This is a genomic window from Mesorhizobium wenxiniae, assembly GCF_002284535.1.
GTDB lineage: Bacteria > Pseudomonadota > Alphaproteobacteria > Rhizobiales > Rhizobiaceae > Mesorhizobium > Mesorhizobium wenxiniae.
This window is the reverse complement of the sequence record NZ_NPKH01000004.1, coordinates 1-15,954: the sequence shown is the minus strand read 5'-3', so window position 1 is coordinate 15,954 and position 15,954 is coordinate 1. Positions and strand designations below refer to the sequence as shown.

The window sequence follows — 15,954 nt, the reverse complement described above, 5'->3', positions numbered from 1 at the left end:
TGTGCCGATCGGTACAGGGACGGCATGGCACAGGCTTTGGCAAGTTTGTTTTATGCATGTCGTTGTCCCAAAACCGCTGCGCACTTTTGGGCGACATGCATTCTGAAAGGGAAAGAAAATGACGATTGCGAAGGAAACAGCCGGGTTACTGGCGAAACTCGGTGTCGCTGAGGACGCGCTTTCGGGCGGCGATCTTATCGTGCGCAGCCCGGTGACAGGCGAGCAGATCGCCGCGCTGAAGACGATCTCGCCGGCCGGTGCGGCAAAGACCATCGATGCCGCCCACAAAGCCTTCCAGGCCTGGCGTCTGGTGCCGGCACCGAAGCGCGGCGAGCTGGTGCGGCTGCTTGGCGAGGAACTGCGCGCGCACAAGGCCGAGCTTGGCCGGCTGGTGTCGATCGAGGTCGGCAAGATTCCGTCCGAAGGGCTCGGCGAAGTGCAGGAAATGATCGACATCTGCGATTTCGCCGTTGGCCTGTCGCGTCAGCTCTACGGCCTGACCATCGCCACCGAGCGGCCCGGTCATCGCATGATGGAAACCTGGCACCCGCTGGGCGTCGTCGGCGTGATTTCGGCCTTCAACTTCCCGGTCGCGGTGTGGTCGTGGAACGCGGCGCTTGCGCTGGTCTGCGGCGACGCTGTGGTGTGGAAGCCCTCGGAAAAGACGCCGCTGACGGCGCTCGCCTGCGAGGCGATCTTCAAGCGTGCGGCAGAGCGTTTCGGCGATGCTCCGGAAGGTTTGACGTCGGTGCTGATCGGCGATCGCGCCGTCGGCGAAATTCTGGTCGACCATCCCAAGGTGCCGCTGGTCTCGGCCACCGGCTCGACCCGCATGGGCAGGGATGTCGGTCCGCGGCTGGCAAAACGCTTTGCGCGCGCTGTGCTGGAGCTAGGCGGCAATAATGCCGGCATCGTCTGCCCGACGGCCGATCTCGACATGGCCTTGCGCGCCATTGCGTTCGGCGCCATGGGCACGGCCGGGCAGCGCTGCACGACGCTGCGGCGCCTGTTCGTGCATGAGAGCATCTATGATGCCTTTGTTCCGCGCCTCAAGAAGGCCTATGAAAGCGTCTCGGTCGGCAATCCGCTGGAGACATCCGCGCTGGTCGGACCGTTGATCGACAAGGCAGCCTTCGACAGCATGCAGAACGCGTTGAAGGAAGCCGCCGCTCACGACGGCAAGGTGACCGGCGGCACGCGGGTCGACAATGGCCATCCCGACGCCTATTACGTTCGTCCGGCGCTGGTCGAGATGCCCAAGCAGGTCTCGCCGGTGACGGAAGAGACCTTCGCGCCGATCCTCTATGTGATGAAGTACTCGGATTTCGACGCCGTGCTCGACGAGCACAACGCGGTCGGAGCGGGGCTGTCGTCGTCGATCTTCACCCGGGACCTGCAGGAATCCGAGCGCTTCCTCGGCGTCGACGGGTCCGACTGCGGCATCGCCAACGTCAACATAGGCACATCGGGGGCCGAGATCGGTGGTGCCTTCGGTGGCGAGAAGGAGACCGGCGGCGGCCGCGAGTCGGGCTCCGATGCCTGGAAGGCTTACATGCGGCGCGCCACCAACACGGTGAACTATTCCAAGGCGCTGCCGCTGGCCCAAGGCGTATCCTTCGACATCGACTAGGCTGGTGAGACCCTTGTCGTGGCGGCTATGCCAATAGCTACCACGATTTATCTCGGTCGCCGTTCAGCGGCTCCCGGGAGATCCAAAACAGTCTGCGAAAGCCGCAGCAAGGATGGCGAGCTACGCCGGCCTTTCCCGTGCCCTCGCCATCTAGCGGAATCTGTAGAGCGCCGGTAGCGAGGTCGCGCGGCATGCGCGCCTGTTCGTAGCGGCAATCGAAGCTGCCGCAGACCGTGACGATGAATCTTCGGATTTGGCTCTATGGAGCGGCTGATGTGGCCCACCACATCTCGTTGAAACGTCACCCGAGGCGACCCATATACGCACTGCGTCGGATGTTTTCCTCCCATTGCGTCCGGCGCGTTCCCCTCTGGAGGTTTTAAACCTTCATGCCTGGCCGGACTTTAACAGTCCGGCCTTTTTTCTATTGGTCCTGTGAAGCTGCGAGTTCGCGAGCGAGCTGTAGAACCGCCGTAGGTCAGAGCATCCACGACCGGGCAGGCCGCGGGTGCTGGCATCGGGCACGGGTGCCCAGTCGGCATAATCAGCCCAATGAGCGAGAAAATGTCCGTGCCATCGTCGTCATATTCCACAGCGGCCTAGCCGTAGCGGTGCGGCAACGGGAGCTGCCATTTTGTCGGGAAATCCACTAGGCTCGCTTGGTTTGCGAGACGGCGAGAGGTGCCCGACCTGAAACAGATGCCCGATATGAAACAAATGAGATTGCTCGGCATCGTGGCCGCGACGGCGATCGGTCTGTATGTCTGCTATCTCTTGGCGTTGCCTTTTTTGCCGGCATTGACGTGGGCGCTGGTGTTGGCAATCGTCCTGTATCCGGCTCATCGACGGGTCGAGGAAAGGCTCAGGAACCAAAACCTGGCTGCACTGATGTCAGTCAGCATCGCGGCGGTTGCAGTCGGCCTGCCGCTCATCTTCGTGGCACAGCAGCTTGTTCGCGAGGCGGTAAACGGCGCCACTTATCTGGAGGAGGTCATCCGGGGTTGGAACACAGATGCCTTCGTGTCGGGCTATCCCAGGCTTTCGGCGGTTGCTCAGTGGGTTGAGAACCAACTCGATCCGGCCGGCACGGTCGCCGCATTTGTACAATGGCTGACGGGACAAAGCACATCGCTATTGCGCGGCTCGATCAATCAGGCCGTGATGTTCGTGCTGACATTCTATCTGCTGTTCTATTTTCTGCGGGATCGTGAATCCGCCCTGCGGGGGATCGAGCGTCTCTCGCCCCTGCGTGCACCGGAGACGGCATACATGCTGTCGCGCCTTGCCGAGACGGTACATGCGATCCTGATAGGCACCGTTTTTGTCGCCGCTGTGCAGGGAACGCTGGGCGGCCTGATGTTCTGGTGGCTCGGCCTGCCCACGCCGGTCTTCTGGGGCCTGGTAATGGGACTTCTTGCCATCGTGCCAGTGCTCGGCGCATTCGTGATCTGGGTGCCGGCAGCGATCTATCTCGCACTGGAAGGGTCTTGGGCAAGCGCAGCGATCCTGACCATCTGGGGCGGCGGCGTCGTCGCCGGCATCGACAATCTGCTCTATCCGATGCTTGTCGGGAGCCGGTTGCGGCTCCACACAGTGATGGCCTTTATCGGCGCGGTCGGTGGCATCGTCCTCTTTGGAGCATCCGGACTCGTCCTCGGCCCTGCGGTGATCGCGGTCACCATCAGCCTCATTGACATTCTCAAGAAACGGTTGAACGGCCAACCCGGGGCGGAACTGACGCCAAAGCGCTACACGAAGCCATCACGTCAGTCCGGAGCCGGGCCTAGTCGTGAGTAAGCACCGCCACGCGCCTCTGTTCGATTCTAGACCTAAAGACTTGGCAAGCCGTATCGGTCGCGAAGGGTGCGCTCACCCCCAACGTCGAAAACTTCCGAACGCTCCAGCAAAGGCATCACGTCGTCGATGATGCTTTGCTGGTCGACCCAATACTCGAGGCAAGTCGAGGCAAGCGGGTCGCTTTTCGGGTATGCGCCAACCGGCCTCGTGACTGCCGAGGCTAAAGATCACGGCATTGAGATATATGCACAGCGGCGGGCTCATTTTTCGCCGGCTATATAGGCGTTGCTGTAATAGGCCGCGAAATCGAGGCGTTCGCCGATCAGGTTTCCATCGCTGTCGCGCAGGGCGCCGGCCTTGAACAGGTAGTCGCCGATCGCCTCCATCTTTGCTGGATCGATTGTGCCGATCGCGCCGGTGGGGCTTTGCAGATAGTGGCCATCGACCAGCGCCTTCAGGGATGCTTCGATCAGCGGACGGTCGGTCAGCACGTCGCTGTTTGCTGCGATCAGGATATCAGCCGCTTCTTGCGGATGTTCGACGGCGAAGGCATAGCCGCGCCTGGTCGCGGCGATGAACGCAGTTGCCGTGTCCTTGTTCTTTTCGAGGTAGGCCCGGCTCGAGCCAATGAAATTGGTGTGTTGGTCGGGCACGCCGTAATCGGCGTAGCGGAAGGCGCGTTGGGCCTTGCCGTCAAGTTCCGCTTTGATCCCCTCCCAAGTATAGACTTCGAGCGTAAAATCGACTGCGCCATTGGCCAAGGCCTCATAGGCGGAGGTGCCCAGCGTCACCGTTTCGAATTTGCCCTCGCCGCCATCATGGCGGATGATGGTGCCGATCAGCGCATTCTCCCAGGCGCTGCCGAAACCGCCATAGGTTAGGCCGTCCAGGTCCCTTGGGGACTGTATATCGGCGCGGTCGGCATTGAACACCAGCCTGCCGGTTTCTGTCTGCATGATGGCGTAGGTGGCGACGAGGTCGGCGCCGGCGGTGCGTTGGGTGAACAATCCTATGGATCCCAATATACCGAAATCAGCCACGCGGTTGGCGATCAGCGTACCGGCCGCAGTGTCGCTGTAGGGCAGGATCTGCACGTCGAGCCCGGCCTCGGCGTAGAAGCCTTTCGCCTGGGCGACATAGAGCCCGACATGGTTTGTGTTCGGCGTCCAGTCTAGTGCGACGGTGACAGTCTGCTGGGCGCGGACGGACGTGACGGGTCCGAGCCCGGAGATCAATGCGGCAGCGATGAAGAGGCGTCTGGAAAGCATGGTCATGTCCTTTGGGCGGGCTGTGGATCGAGCAGGGTATCGAGGATGTCGGCTTCGATGGCGCTGGCTTCGGGCGAGACAAGATCCGTGCGCGGGCGCGGAAGAGGTATGGCGATTTCGCGCAGCACGCGGGCGGGGCGGCTGCTCAGCACATAGATGCGGTCGGATAGGAAGACTGCCTCGCGCACGTCGTGGGTGATCAGCAGGACGGTCCAGCGGTGTCGGTCCCACATCATCGCAAGCCAGCGCTGCATGCCGGTGCGCGTGAGGGCGTCGAGTGCGCCGAACGGTTCGTCGAGCAACAGCATGGCGCGGTCCTGCACGACGGTACGCAACAGCGCAGCGCGCTGGCGCATTCCGCCCGAGAGCTGCGCCGGATACCTTTGCTCGAAGCCCGCAAGGCCGAATTCGCCGAAGAGCGGCGCCACCTTGTCGCGCGCCGCCTTGCGGGACATGCCTTGCACTTCCAAACCGAGCGCGGTGTTGTCGATAACTGTGCGCCAAGGCATCAGGGCATCGTGCTGCGGCATGAAGGCAAACGGTCGGCGCGCGTCGGCCAATGGCCGCCCGTCGAAGTCGACACCGCCGCCGTAGCCTTCGAGACCGCCCGTCAGCAATTTGAAGATCGTGGATTTGCCGGCTCCGGAGGGGCCGAGGATTGAAACGAATTCGCCCGGCTCGACATGCAGGGTGATGCCGGCAAGCACGTCAATGTCGCCAAAACGCTTGCTGACTTGGCGCAGCTCCAGCCGCCTGCTCATGATTTTCGTGCGGCATCGAGCCGCTCCCATGGCATGGCGGCGCGCTGGATCAGCACCGTGGCGGCAAACAGGGCCAGCGTGAGCAAGGCGCTGATCAGCACGGCTGCGAGCACGAGATCGGGCCGGAAATTGTTCTTGGCGTTGAGCATGTAGATGCCGAGCCCTTTGGCCGCGCCGGCATATTCCGCGAAGATGGCGCCCACCACGGCGTAGGTGATCGAGATACGCAGCCCGGCGAAGAAATAGGGCAGCGAGGAGGGCAGGCGGGCCAGCAGGAAAATGCGCATGCGGGAAGCGCCCATCGAACTCAGAAGCGCCGAGATGTCCCGATCCGTCGATTCGTAACCCTGCACCAGCGCGACCAGCATGGGAAAGAAAGTCACGAGGGCGACCAGCATGATCTTCGGCGTCAGCCCGAAGCCGAACCAGAGAATGACCAGCGGGGCGATCGCCACCAGCGGCAGCGTCTGGCTAATGATGAAGACCGGGAACAGGGCGCGGCGCAGCGGTTTGAAGAAATCGATCAGCACCGAAAGAAGGAAGGCAACGGCCAGCGAGCAGGCGAAGCCCACCAATGTGGCACTGGTGGTCGGCACAGTGTTGTCGAACAGCGCCTGGCGCTGCTGGATGGCCTGGGCGAGAATGCGTGACGGCGCGGGCAGCGTGGTGGGCGAGATGCCCGAGATGCGCGCATAGAGCTCCCAAGCCAAAACCAGCGTGCCGACAGATAGCAAGGCCGGTCCGATCTTGGCGAACAAGGCTGCGATTCGCGGCGCGGCGGAGAAAGATTGGGACATGCGAGACCTGTCTGGCGCGAAAAGATCAGCGCGGGGCCGGGCTGTTGGCCGAGACCGTGAGGTCGGTCGTGACATGGCCCTCAGGCGTGCCAACCGGGAGCGTCGAAATATTGACGACGCCGACGAACTCGCCGGTCATCGGATCAAGAGAAATCTGTGCGTCGGAAAACATCGCCCGCCTCGCTCCGCTGGTATTATCCAGATCAGCTCTAGGGTTTACGGGCTTGCAGCCCATCTCTCAGCCCCGACGATACGGAGCACCCCTGTGGATGGCGGCAATTAAACAGATATGGGGTGGAGCTGCAAGTCAGGGTCCGGCCCCGTGAAACTTCGGGTCGGAGGAGGTGGGCCGCAGTGCTATGCGATCGCAGCGGGTGCGGAAAGGCGACGATCGAGTGGACAGTTTCCCGTTCGTCGCCATTGTCGATGCCAGGCGTTTGGTGAATTGTGGAAGCATGAAGACATGAATTGCATTCGTTGTAGGCAGGGGGTTTCTATTTCGCCCATTACGACCGCGCTTTGTTGGAGAGCCAAATGCAAGAATTTATCCTTTTTGCGCTCGTAGGGTTTGTAGCTCAGGCTGTCGACGGGGCTCTCGGCATGGCCTACGGCGTGGTTTCCTCGACAACGCTGCTGGGGTTTGGCGTGTCTCCTGCACACGCTTCGGCTTCAGTTCACGCGGCTGAGCTGTTTACCACTGCGGCCTCGGGTTCGGCTCACCTCTATCACCGCAATATCGACTGGAAGCTTTTCTGGCGGCTGATGCCGTTTGGCGTTCTCGGCGGCGTTCTCGGCGCTTTTGTGCTCACCTCGTTTGAGGGGGCGATCATGAAACCATATGTGACCACATACCTTGCCCTCGTCGGAGCTTGGCTCCTGTTCCGTTCCTTCCGGCGTATCCCAAGCAATCCGGTCCCTGCAAGCGCGGTACCTCCCCTTGGACTTGGTGGTGGATTTCTCGATGCGGCAGGGGGTGGCGGATGGGGACCCATCGTAACGACGGGCCTTCTCGGTTTTGGCGGGACGCCGCGCTACATTATTGGTACGGTAAATGCCAGCGAGTTCCTCATCACGCTCTCGGTGTCTCTGACCTTCTTGTTTGCGGTGCTAACCGGCCACTGGGAGGAGGCAGGAGAGCTAACGGAAAATCTACTCTCTGTCGCCGGCTTGATCCTTGGCGGCGTAGTCGCAGCGCCGATGGCCGGATGGGTAGTGAAGTCAATCGCAGAAAAGACGCTACTCAGGCTCGTTGGCACTCTCATCATACTGCTGGCGGGCTGGCAAACCGCGCAACTCTTCGAATGGGTGTAAACTGAGGCACACTCGAAAAAGTTGTCGGCGTCGCTTCCCTGGCGGCCGTGCCGGAGACGAAAACTCAATTCCCAAATGGAACGAAGAGACCCCTTTGATGTTTGGCTTCCTTGGACAACCGGAGGACGAGTCGATGAAAAAATTGGTTGCAACAGCAGGGTTGGCGCTGGCGGTCGCGATGCCTGCAGCGGCTCAGGACACCGCGACCGCGAAAGCCGAATTCGTCAACATGGCTGGCGAGAAGAACGGAACGGCCACGCTGACCGAGACCGCGCACGGCGTGCTGATAGCGTTGGAGGTAACAGGACTGCCGGCGGGTGAATGGGTCGCATTCCATATTCACGAAACCGGGAAGTGCGACCATCAGACCGGCCATGCCTCGGCCGGTGGGCACTTCAATCCGACGAATGCCGAACATGGATACCTCACCGGGAAAGGCCCGCACGCGGGCGATATGCCAAATCAGCGGGTCGGCCCCGACGGCGTTTTGCGTTCCCAGGCTTTCAACAGCGTGGTCAAGCTGGATGGTGGAGATACGGCCATACGAGGCAAGGCATTGATGATCCACGGCGGACAGGACGACTACAAAAGCCAGCCTGCAGGTGATGCCGGAAATCGTCAGGCCTGCGCCGTGATCGAGTGAAAACCCCGAAATGAGTAGAGACCTGTCCGACATATGATCTGACCGGCTCTTCAGCCTCGGCGGCCAGGTAGATGGTCGGAGCCTCTAGCGTGATGATTGCATGAACGATACTTCTCCTAAGGGTGTGCCTTCTATGGGCCTTGCCCAGTCAGCCATTTCCGCTCGCGGCCTGGTCAAGACATTCGGCAAGCTGCGCGCGGTCGATGGTATCAATCTCGATGTGCCGCGCGGCATGATTTTCGCCATCTTGGGCCCGAACGGCGCCGGCAAGACAACGCTGATGCGGATGCTCGCGACGCTGTCGCGCCCCGACGCCGGCTCGGCGACCGTGATGGGGCACGATCTCGTGCAGGCCCCGCATGAGGTCCGTGCGGCAATCGCGATGACCGGGCAGTTCGCTTCGCTCGACGAGGACTTGACGGGCCGGGAGAACCTCGTCCTGCTCGCCCGACTCTGGGGTTTTCGCGGTCGCGCGGCGAAAGCTCGTGCGGACGATTTGCTCGCGGCTTTCGGCTTGTCCGAAGCGGCGACGAAGCAGGTGAGGGATTATTCAGGTGGCATGCGAAGGCGGCTCGACATAGCCGCCTCGCTGGTCGTCACGCCGGGCGTGCTGTTCCTTGACGAGCCGACCACAGGCCTCGATCCGAACGCCCGCAAGGATGTCTGGGGCATGATCCGCGGCCTCGCCGAGGCCGGCGTCACCATCCTGCTCACCACCCAATATCTCGAAGAGGCCGATCAACTTGCAGCGCGCATCGCCGTCATCGACCACGGCAGGAAGATCGCCGAGGGTACCAGCCGCGAACTGAAGGCGGCCACCGGCTCCGGCTTTCTCCATGTCGCGCTCGCCGATGTTGCTCGGCTGGACGAAGCGGCGACCATTCTGGAACGCCGGCTGGAGCACCCTGTCCAACGCAGTGCCGAAGGCGCGGAGCTCTCCGTCCTTGCCCGCACAGCGAAGACCGGCAACGAGGCGCTGGCCGAGCTGGTCGCCGCCGGCATCGAGCTGTCGGATTTCTCCATGGGCCAGCCCAGCCTCGAGGAGGTCTTCTTCGCGCTGACGGGCCAGCCGGGCCTGAGTGAAAGCCGCAAGGAAGGCGACAAGCCATGATCGACACGACATCCCTGCAGCGGCTGCAAAGCGTCGCCCGACCTAGAACCCCATCAGCCCTTTCCAACGCGCTCGTCTTCGGATGGCGCGCTGTGCTGAAATTCAAGCATGTGCCGGAGCAACTCTTCGATCTGGTGATGACTCCGATCATGTTCACGCTGCTCTTCACCTTCGTCTTCGGCGGTGCGCTCGCCGGTTCGCCTGGCGAATACCTGCAGTTCTTCCTACCCGGCATCCTGGTTCAGACCGTGGTGTTTAACGCAGTCTATTCGGGCATGGGATTGTCGACCGATCTCGGCAAGGGCTTGTTTGACCGCTTCCGATCGCTGCCGATCTGGTCGCTGTCTCCGTTCGCCGGCCTGATGGTGGGCGACATCCTGCGCCATTTGATTGCCGCCTCGATCATTCTCACCATCGGGCTGATCCTCGGCTACCGGCCTGAGGCTGGCATCCCCGGCGTGCTTGCCGCCTTCGCCATGCTGATCGCCATCGGGCTCGGCATGGGCTGGGTATTCATCGTGCTCGGCCTGCTGATCCGCACGCCAACCACGGTGATGACGCTCGGCTTTACTTTCCTGTTCCCGCTCGTCTTCGCCTCCAACATCATGGTCGACCCCGGCACCATGCCGGACTGGCTGCGGGCCTTCGTCGAAGTCAATCCGGTGTCGCTGATGACGACGGCGCTGCGCGGGCTGATGGGTGGCGGGGCGACACTCAGTCAGGTCGTCCTCGCCCTGATCGCGCCGGTAGCGCTGACCGCGATCCTGGCGCCGACGACCCTATGGCTGTATCTCAGAAGGTGATTGGTTCTGCGCATGCCGCAGACGGACCGCCGATCCAAGCGAAACCGTCGAACGTTATCTGGCGTGATGTGGGCCTCGGCTCTTGATCGCTAAGCGCCGTCTTGGGTTCGGCTGTGCGGATGTTCCCCTACGCGACATGCACCGTACGCTGCCTCGGCTTGATCGCGGTGGCGAGCAGCAGGCCGGCGACGATAAAGGCAGCGCCGGCGAGGTCGTAGTCGTGCAAGCTTTCCCCAAGGAAAAGATAAGCGAGCACGGCGACGAAGACAGTCTGCAGATAGAGCAGCATGCTGGCGCGCCCGGCACCAAGCGTCTCGACGCTGCGGTTGTAGAGGTAATACATCAGAGCGCCGCCCGGACCAGCGACATAGGCGAGTGCCAGAAGGCCGTTCGCATGCAGCGCCGAACGCTCGCCGGAAAACAGCTCCCAGAGATAGAGGGGCAGTGCGGCCAGCGCGCCGGCCCCCAGCAGCAGGACCACCGTCGGCAGCAGTTCGATAGCGAATTTGGCGCGACGCAGCAGCACGGTGTAGAGGCCCCAGCAAAATGCGCTGCCGACGATCCACAACTCGCCGGGATTGAACTGGAGTCGCATCAGCGCGGTAAGGTCGCCGCGCGCCACGATCACCACCATCCCGAGCAGAGCGAGCAGCGCGCCAAGCGCCTTCCAGATGCCGAGGGGCTCGCCGAGCACGAAGCGGGCAAGCACCATGGTCATGATCGGCGACAGCGCCATGATGATGCCGGCGGTCGTCGCGTCGGTGTAATTGAGGCCCGTGTAGATCATCCCCTGACAGAGGGTCAGCCCGATGGCGCCGATGGCCAGCACCTCGATCGCCCGGGACTGGATCAGTGCGAGCATCGCCCCGTGATGATAATGGACGATAGGCAGCAGGATCGTGCAGGCGAGCGCCAGCCGCCAGAAGCAGAGCGCCCAGGGTGGCATCTCGGGGGCAACCCACTTGGCTGCGATGTAGACGCCGGCGGACAGGAGCCAGCAGAGCGTCGCGGTGGAATAGGCGAGTGGAAGCGATGCGCCGGCTGTCGTCTTGGCTGCGCTTGGATGGGCTATCGGCAGCGATTGCATGACCGTCTCCTCCCACCGCCGATCTTAGCAAGATTGCTGCGTCTTGCCGAGCAGCAAAGTCAGCTATGTCACCAATCGTTGTGCGGCGGTTTTTTCTGTGTGAAACACAGGCCAGCGACGAAAGTGCGGCTTCTGCAGCCGCAGACAAATGCTGCCAGATCGGATCCTCCCGCCGATCACAGCCCGCGTCCTTCTCCCCGGGGCGCGGGCCTCCTCTGATCCCAACAGACCGTTGCCCGCGACCTTTTCAATTCACAGGCTGGTCCGCAGCGCGGCGCTTTTCAGACATTTAGTCCGAGCAGTCGAACGTTTGCGTGGGCCACGAGCTGGCAACGCCCGACCTGAGCCCAGCCCGCCTCAATACAGGTCCAGTGCGAGCGGTCGGGATAGATTTTGAGCTCGGTATTCGACGGCGCCTGCTTCTGCTTCTCGAACATAGCTCTGGTCATCTTTAGCCTGGGCAATGAGGTCGATGCCGCCACCGATGAGCAGCAGAGGTGCGCGATCGGGGTTGTCCCAGCGGATTTTGCCAGCGGCTGAGACCAGACCGTCCCAGTAGACCTTCCCGGCCGGGGACATTCCCAGGCAGCCAAATCCGTGACCAAGGGAGATGCCTCACCGTTTACCGAGGCGCATCGCTGGGCGGCTATGGGCACTCTTGGGCGAGGGTGCCTTCCTTCGCCACGGTGTCACAGGAGTGGGGGGACAGGTGGTAGAGGGAGAGGACCTGAAATCCAACCTTCTCCACGGATCCGCGATCACCTTCGTAGTCGGGGTGTTCGGCTGATGCTGTTCAGTCGACCTGTTCAAACTGCGGACCTGGGTCAACCGGCGGAGCCGGCGTGCAATCTTGCCCCTTGCATTCCTCGACAGGGTCATCGGCTGGTGGAAGGCAGTTTTGGCCCTCGCAATGAACTGCCGGCTCTGGCGTCCGCGCTGCGCCAGCGCGGAATCACGCCAACCACACCTACCGCCCCGACTAGGCCGATACGGCCAATCCAAGCGTCCCTCGCCGATGTGCCATCTAGGCGCCCGACCCCACCGCATCGACCGCAGCCGCCTATCCGGCCTGCGTCCAACATGTGACAGGCTATCATTCGGCCCGCCAGTCCGGGCCAGCACTGAAGCCCAGCGTTAACGTCGTTCGCGGGTGAGAGGATGCGGCCGCAGCTTGAAAGTGTAGGGACAGCTCGCTGCCAGGCACGGAGGCGGAAATGAAATTGCTTCGGATTGCGCTCTTGTGCGGGCATGATCAGCGTAGCATGCCGGCCGTTCGCGCTGAGGATCAGCTTGTTCCGCCTAACCACGTAGAAGCGCTCGCCTTGCATGGTTCTTTCCAGCGGAAGCTTGCCTTGAGCCGTGGGGATGGGCCATTGCCCGCTGAGAGAAAATTTGACTACGGGGGGCTGCTCGGGAGGAGCGCCCATGGAAGTCCGAGACCTAGTTGCCAAGATGTCGCAGCACGGCCCTGATGGCGTGAAGCTGGTTATCGAGCACAGGGGGGCTGCGAGTTAGCCGACGAGCGTAGCTGTTTCCATGTAACCAAACCACCTGCGCCGCGTTTCGTTCAACGCGATCGCGACACTTCGGTCACGGCGCAATTTTCGGCAGGTCAGGAGGTCATCGTGGTGGCGCGAAGTTCGCCGAGTCGTAGTGAATTATGGGACTGTCTCATCATCGGCGGCGGCCCGGCCGGCCTGTCGGCCGCAACGTATCTGGGACGTTTTCTGCGTCGCGTGATTGTCATCGACTCTGGCGAAAGCCGGGCGAAGTGGATTCCCGAAAGTCACAATTGTCCGGGTTTCCCGGAGGGCATTTCTGGTGTCGATCTTCTCACGCGCCTGAGGGAGCAAGCCGTGCGGTATGGCGCGGAGCTGGTCGACGATATGGTGCTAGACGTCCGCCTTGACGGGACAGACTTCCTTGTCGCCGCGAGCTCTCGTATTCGAGCTCGCTCGGTGCTTGTGGCCACCGGAATCGTCGACACACTGCCAGCTATTTCGGAAATCGCGGCTATGATCGAAGCCGGTTCCCTGCGGCTATGCCCAATTTGCGACGCTTATGAGCTTATCGGCAAGCGGGTGGCCGTGTTCGGTCCGGCCGACGATGCGATGAAGAAAGCGCTGTTCCTGCGAACGTACACCCAAGACGTCACCATGCTGGTGACCAGTGCGGTCACGGCGTTGGACTACGACGCTGGCGCATTGCTAAGAAGGGCTGAAGTCAAAGTAGAGGCATGCATGCCCGGCTCGCTGCGCTCCAAAGGCGGTGGAGCCAGTGTTAAGCTCATCAACGGGAATGTGCGCGTCTTCGACACCATCTACCCTGCGATGGGCTGCACCATACGCTCGAAACTGGCTATCGACCTGGGTGCGAAATGTGATGAGGTCGGCAACGTAGTCGTCGACTCGCATCAGCGAACCGCTATTGCTGGCCTCTATGCCGCTGGCGACATCGTCAACGAGATCAACCAGCTCGCGGTCGCATTCGGGCACGCAGCGGTCGCTGCAACCGACATTCACAACTACCTGGGCGAAAGCGACGGCGAGCGCCCACCGCGCGGTTGACCCGCAGGCATCACCGCTGGTCGTTGTTCCTTGGTCTTCCCCAGCGCGCCAATTCGAAAAACGACCGGACGTCCATTTCGCCATGGACATTGTTGGCCGCCTGGAGCAACCGGATCGGAGGCCAGGCGGCGTCACCATTGTTCTCGCAGAGAATTCTTTTGGGCGGTCGTAGGTGGAAGGGCTGATCTCGCCGCCGGCGACTTTGGCGAGCAGCATCCCCAAGGTCAGGCGCGCTCGTTCATGGCTGCTCCGACAAAAATATTCTCAAGAAGCTCGATAGATAGAGACGCCAAGTATCAGAGCATCATGCGATCCCTCGATAGCGAAATGGCTGGCGGAGCGGGAAGTGAATTGAACCAGGGGTTGACCCACGAAGTCAGAGTGACGAGCAGCGAGACGTCTCAAGGGAACCTTTCCGGCGTTGTGCGCTTGTTGAGCATGCGTTTCACAACCCCGTGAACGACAACAAAAAAATGCTGGAACCAAAAGGAAATCCGCCATGGCGAAAGAAAAGACATTGGACGATCTCTTCCTCGATACGCTCAAAGATATCTATTACGCGGAAAAGAAGATCCTGAAGGCGCTTCCCAAGATGGCGCGCGCCGCCTCATCGGCCGATCTGAAGGCAGCCTTCGAGAAGCACAAGGACGAAACCCAAGGTCATGTCGAGCGCCTGCAGCAGGTTTTCGAGCTCCTTGGCAAGCGGGCACAGGGCAAGACGTGTCCCGCGATCGACGGCATCATCGAGGAGGGCGAGGAGATTATGGAGGAGTTCAAGGGAACTCCCGCACTGGACGCCGGTCTGATCTCCGCTGCCCAGGCTGTCGAGCACTACGAGATCACCCGCTATGGCACGCTGAAGCGCTGGGCCGAGGTCTTGGGCATGAGCGACGCCGCCAAGCTGCTCGAACAGACGCTCGGCGAAGAGTCTATGACAGACGAGGCGCTCACCGGATTGGCGGACGCCTCGGCCAACGAAATGGCCAAGGCCGCCTAATCACACACCAGCCACCCCAACATGTTGGGGTGGCTGTTTTACTTCCGGCATCCGTTCTTTCGATAGGAGACAATCATGGGTCGAGGCATTCTACTCTGGCTGCTCGGAGTTCCTATTCCGATCATCATCCTTCTCGCGCTGTTCATGCGGTAGGAGGAATTCATGGCATCAACCATCCTGGCGACGGACGTCGCCGCGCCGGTCGAGTCCTCGTCATCCGCGCTCAACTGGGGACCGATCATCGCCGGCGCCTTCGCTGCCTCGACCCTGACGTTCATCCTGATGCTTCTCGGGTCCAGCCTCGGGCTCAAGATGGTGTCTCCATGGTCCAACGAGAGCGCCAGCGTGACGACCTTTGCCGTGTCCACCGCGATCTGGCTGGTCATCGTTCAATGGCTGTCATCGGGTCTGGGCGGCTATCTGACCGGGCGCCTTCGCACCAAATGGGTCGGCATTCACAGCGATGAGACCTTCTTCCGGGATACCGCACACGGCTTCATGGCTTGGGCACTCGCCACGCTGCTGGTTGTGTTCGTGCTCGGCTCGACCCTGTCCGCGGCAATCGGCACCGGCGTTCAGGCGGCCTCGACAGTGGCCTCGGGAGCAGCAATGGGTGCCTCGGCCGGGGCGACCGCAAACGCCGGGAACGGCGGAGGCAGCGACGCGACGTCGTATTTCGTGGATGCGTTGTTCCGCCCGACCGATCCTTCCAGGCTGGCGGCGCCGGGCGCGGAGGGCGATGCGACAGCAGCCGCACAAGCTTCCCGCATCCTCATTACGAGTGCGGCGGCCGGCGAAGTCTCGGCCGACGACAAGACTTATCTAGGCCAACTCGTGGCCGCTCGCACTGGCCTGTCGCAAGCGGATGCTACTGCCCGGGTTGATGCGGTGCTTGCTCAGGTCGAGGCGGCCATAGTCCAAGCACAAGAAGCAGCCGACACAGCTAGAAAAGCCGGCGCCACCTTCGCGCTGGTTGGCGCGCTTTCTCTGATCATCGGTGCGTTCATCGCCAGCGCAGCGGCTGCGTTAGGCGGCAAGCAGCGCGACGACGAAGAAGACGCGCTCTATCTCACAGCTAGTCGAGGCTGAAGACGTCTACTCCCGGCCCAGAGGGTCGGCCGGACTCCATCTCCCCCAGCTCCCTTGTTATTGTGCAGTGCAGCAACGATATTGCTGCGCGTG

Annotated in this window: 15 protein-coding genes and 1 riboswitch; of the genes, 9 read left to right on the top strand and 6 right to left on the bottom strand. The window is 61.9% G+C overall.

Features of this window, described 5'->3' with window-relative positions; translation table 11 throughout:
* Positions 1–118 precede the first annotated feature (118 nt).
* Together amaB and CIT31_RS01600 are read left to right on the top strand one after the other, a co-directional pair.
* On the top strand, positions 119–1,630 hold the full coding sequence (amaB, locus tag CIT31_RS01605) for an L-piperidine-6-carboxylate dehydrogenase (RefSeq protein ID WP_095517189.1): 1,512 nt from the start codon (positions 119–121) through the stop codon (positions 1,628–1,630).
* 681 nt (positions 1,631–2,311) lie between these two features.
* Positions 2,312–3,427: an AI-2E family transporter gene (locus tag CIT31_RS01600; RefSeq protein ID WP_128340418.1), complete on the top strand. Its 1,116-nt coding sequence runs from the start codon at positions 2,312–2,314 to the stop codon at positions 3,425–3,427.
* 260 nt (positions 3,428–3,687) lie between these two features.
* Here the strand turns inward: CIT31_RS01600 and CIT31_RS01595 are convergent, their stop codons facing one another.
* The 4 genes from CIT31_RS01595 to CIT31_RS34050 all read right to left on the bottom strand — a co-directional run bounded on the left by CIT31_RS01595 (position 3,688) and on the right by CIT31_RS34050 (position 6,425).
* A complete protein-coding gene (locus tag CIT31_RS01595; RefSeq protein WP_095517187.1) occupies positions 3,688–4,701 on the bottom strand; it encodes an ABC transporter substrate-binding protein in 1,014 nt (337 codons plus the stop codon).
* Positions 4,698–5,456: an ABC transporter ATP-binding protein gene (locus CIT31_RS01590; RefSeq protein WP_095517186.1), complete on the bottom strand. Its 759-nt coding sequence runs from the start codon at positions 5,454–5,456 to the stop codon at positions 4,698–4,700. Before CIT31_RS01590 ends, CIT31_RS01595 begins: the two co-directional genes overlap by 4 nt.
* Positions 5,453–6,253, bottom strand: a complete 801-nt coding sequence (locus tag CIT31_RS01585; protein WP_164759940.1) for an ABC transporter permease — start codon at positions 6,251–6,253, stop codon at positions 5,453–5,455. The genes CIT31_RS01590 and CIT31_RS01585 overlap by 4 nt, the downstream gene beginning before the upstream one ends.
* A gap of 25 nt (positions 6,254–6,278) precedes the next feature.
* Positions 6,279–6,425: a hypothetical protein gene (locus CIT31_RS34050; RefSeq protein ID WP_156768265.1), complete on the bottom strand. Its 147-nt coding sequence runs from the start codon at positions 6,423–6,425 to the stop codon at positions 6,279–6,281.
* A riboswitch (TPP riboswitch) is annotated at positions 6,416–6,528 on the bottom strand. It overlaps the preceding gene by 10 nt.
* A gap of 259 nt (positions 6,529–6,787) precedes the next feature.
* On the opposite strand from CIT31_RS34050, the gene CIT31_RS01580 reads away from it, so the two are divergent.
* From CIT31_RS01580 to CIT31_RS01565, 4 genes are all read left to right on the top strand, one after another.
* The gene (locus CIT31_RS01580) at positions 6,788–7,564 is read left to right on the top strand and encodes a sulfite exporter TauE/SafE family protein (RefSeq protein ID WP_095517185.1); all 777 of its coding nucleotides are present in this window, start codon (positions 6,788–6,790) and stop codon (positions 7,562–7,564) included.
* A gap of 133 nt (positions 7,565–7,697) precedes the next feature.
* The gene (locus CIT31_RS01575; RefSeq protein ID WP_095517262.1) at positions 7,698–8,207 is read left to right on the top strand and encodes a superoxide dismutase family protein; all 510 of its coding nucleotides are present in this window, start codon (positions 7,698–7,700) and stop codon (positions 8,205–8,207) included.
* Between the two features lie 100 nt (positions 8,208–8,307).
* Positions 8,308–9,318, top strand: coding sequence for an ATP-binding cassette domain-containing protein (locus tag CIT31_RS01570; protein WP_095517184.1), 1,011 nt, complete (start codon positions 8,308–8,310; stop codon positions 9,316–9,318).
* Positions 9,315–10,121 (top strand): ABC transporter permease, encoded by an 807-nt coding sequence (locus tag CIT31_RS01565; RefSeq protein ID WP_095517183.1) that lies wholly within the window; start codon positions 9,315–9,317, stop codon positions 10,119–10,121. Before CIT31_RS01570 ends, CIT31_RS01565 begins: the two co-directional genes overlap by 4 nt.
* A gap of 127 nt (positions 10,122–10,248) precedes the next feature.
* On the opposite strand, the gene CIT31_RS01560 is transcribed toward CIT31_RS01565, so the two are convergent.
* Together CIT31_RS01560 and CIT31_RS01555 are read right to left on the bottom strand one after the other, a co-directional pair.
* Positions 10,249–11,208 (bottom strand): DMT family transporter, encoded by a 960-nt coding sequence (locus tag CIT31_RS01560; protein WP_095517182.1) that lies wholly within the window; start codon positions 11,206–11,208, stop codon positions 10,249–10,251.
* Between the two features lie 357 nt (positions 11,209–11,565).
* Positions 11,566–11,787: a hypothetical protein gene (locus CIT31_RS01555; RefSeq protein ID WP_206073309.1), complete on the bottom strand. Its 222-nt coding sequence runs from the start codon at positions 11,785–11,787 to the stop codon at positions 11,566–11,568.
* A gap of 1,046 nt (positions 11,788–12,833) precedes the next feature.
* On the opposite strand from CIT31_RS01555, the gene CIT31_RS01550 reads away from it, so the two are divergent.
* The 3 genes from CIT31_RS01550 to CIT31_RS01540 all read left to right on the top strand — a co-directional run bounded on the left by CIT31_RS01550 (position 12,834) and on the right by CIT31_RS01540 (position 15,861).
* Positions 12,834–13,775 carry an NAD(P)/FAD-dependent oxidoreductase gene (locus CIT31_RS01550; RefSeq protein WP_165778321.1) on the top strand — a complete coding sequence of 314 codons (942 nt, stop codon included), beginning with the start codon at positions 12,834–12,836 and terminating at the stop codon, positions 13,773–13,775.
* 499 nt (positions 13,776–14,274) lie between these two features.
* A complete protein-coding gene (locus CIT31_RS01545; RefSeq protein ID WP_095517180.1) occupies positions 14,275–14,772 on the top strand; it encodes a YciE/YciF ferroxidase family protein in 498 nt (165 codons plus the stop codon).
* A gap of 162 nt (positions 14,773–14,934) precedes the next feature.
* Entirely contained in the window at positions 14,935–15,861 is a 927-nt protein-coding gene (locus CIT31_RS01540) for a hypothetical protein (protein ID WP_095517179.1), read from the top strand.
* Positions 15,862–15,954 lie beyond the last annotated feature (93 nt).

Excerpts from the sequence above, each read along its gene's own strand:
- amaB (WP_095517189.1), top strand. The coding sequence starts at position 119 with ATGACGATTGCGAAGGAAACAGCCGGGTTACTGGCGAAACTCGGTGTC.
- CIT31_RS01595 (WP_095517187.1), bottom strand. The coding sequence starts at position 4,701 with ATGACCATGCTTTCCAGACGCCTCTTCATCGCTGCCGCATTGATCTCC.
- CIT31_RS01590 (WP_095517186.1), bottom strand. The coding sequence starts at position 5,456 with ATGAGCAGGCGGCTGGAGCTGCGCCAAGTCAGCAAGCGTTTTGGCGAC.
- CIT31_RS01585 (WP_164759940.1), bottom strand. The coding sequence starts at position 6,253 with ATGTCCCAATCTTTCTCCGCCGCGCCGCGAATCGCAGCCTTGTTCGCC.
- CIT31_RS34050 (WP_156768265.1), bottom strand. The coding sequence starts at position 6,425 with ATGTTTTCCGACGCACAGATTTCTCTTGATCCGATGACCGGCGAGTTC.
- CIT31_RS01580 (WP_095517185.1), top strand. The coding sequence starts at position 6,788 with ATGCAAGAATTTATCCTTTTTGCGCTCGTAGGGTTTGTAGCTCAGGCT.
- CIT31_RS01575 (WP_095517262.1), top strand. The coding sequence starts at position 7,698 with ATGAAAAAATTGGTTGCAACAGCAGGGTTGGCGCTGGCGGTCGCGATG.
- CIT31_RS01570 (WP_095517184.1), top strand. The coding sequence starts at position 8,308 with ATGAACGATACTTCTCCTAAGGGTGTGCCTTCTATGGGCCTTGCCCAG.
- CIT31_RS01565 (WP_095517183.1), top strand. The coding sequence starts at position 9,315 with ATGATCGACACGACATCCCTGCAGCGGCTGCAAAGCGTCGCCCGACCT.
- CIT31_RS01560 (WP_095517182.1), bottom strand. The coding sequence starts at position 11,208 with ATGCAATCGCTGCCGATAGCCCATCCAAGCGCAGCCAAGACGACAGCC.
- CIT31_RS01555 (WP_206073309.1), bottom strand. The coding sequence starts at position 11,787 with ATGTCCCCGGCCGGGAAGGTCTACTGGGACGGTCTGGTCTCAGCCGCT.
- CIT31_RS01545 (WP_095517180.1), top strand. The coding sequence starts at position 14,275 with ATGGCGAAAGAAAAGACATTGGACGATCTCTTCCTCGATACGCTCAAA.
- CIT31_RS01540 (WP_095517179.1), top strand. The coding sequence starts at position 14,935 with ATGGCATCAACCATCCTGGCGACGGACGTCGCCGCGCCGGTCGAGTCC.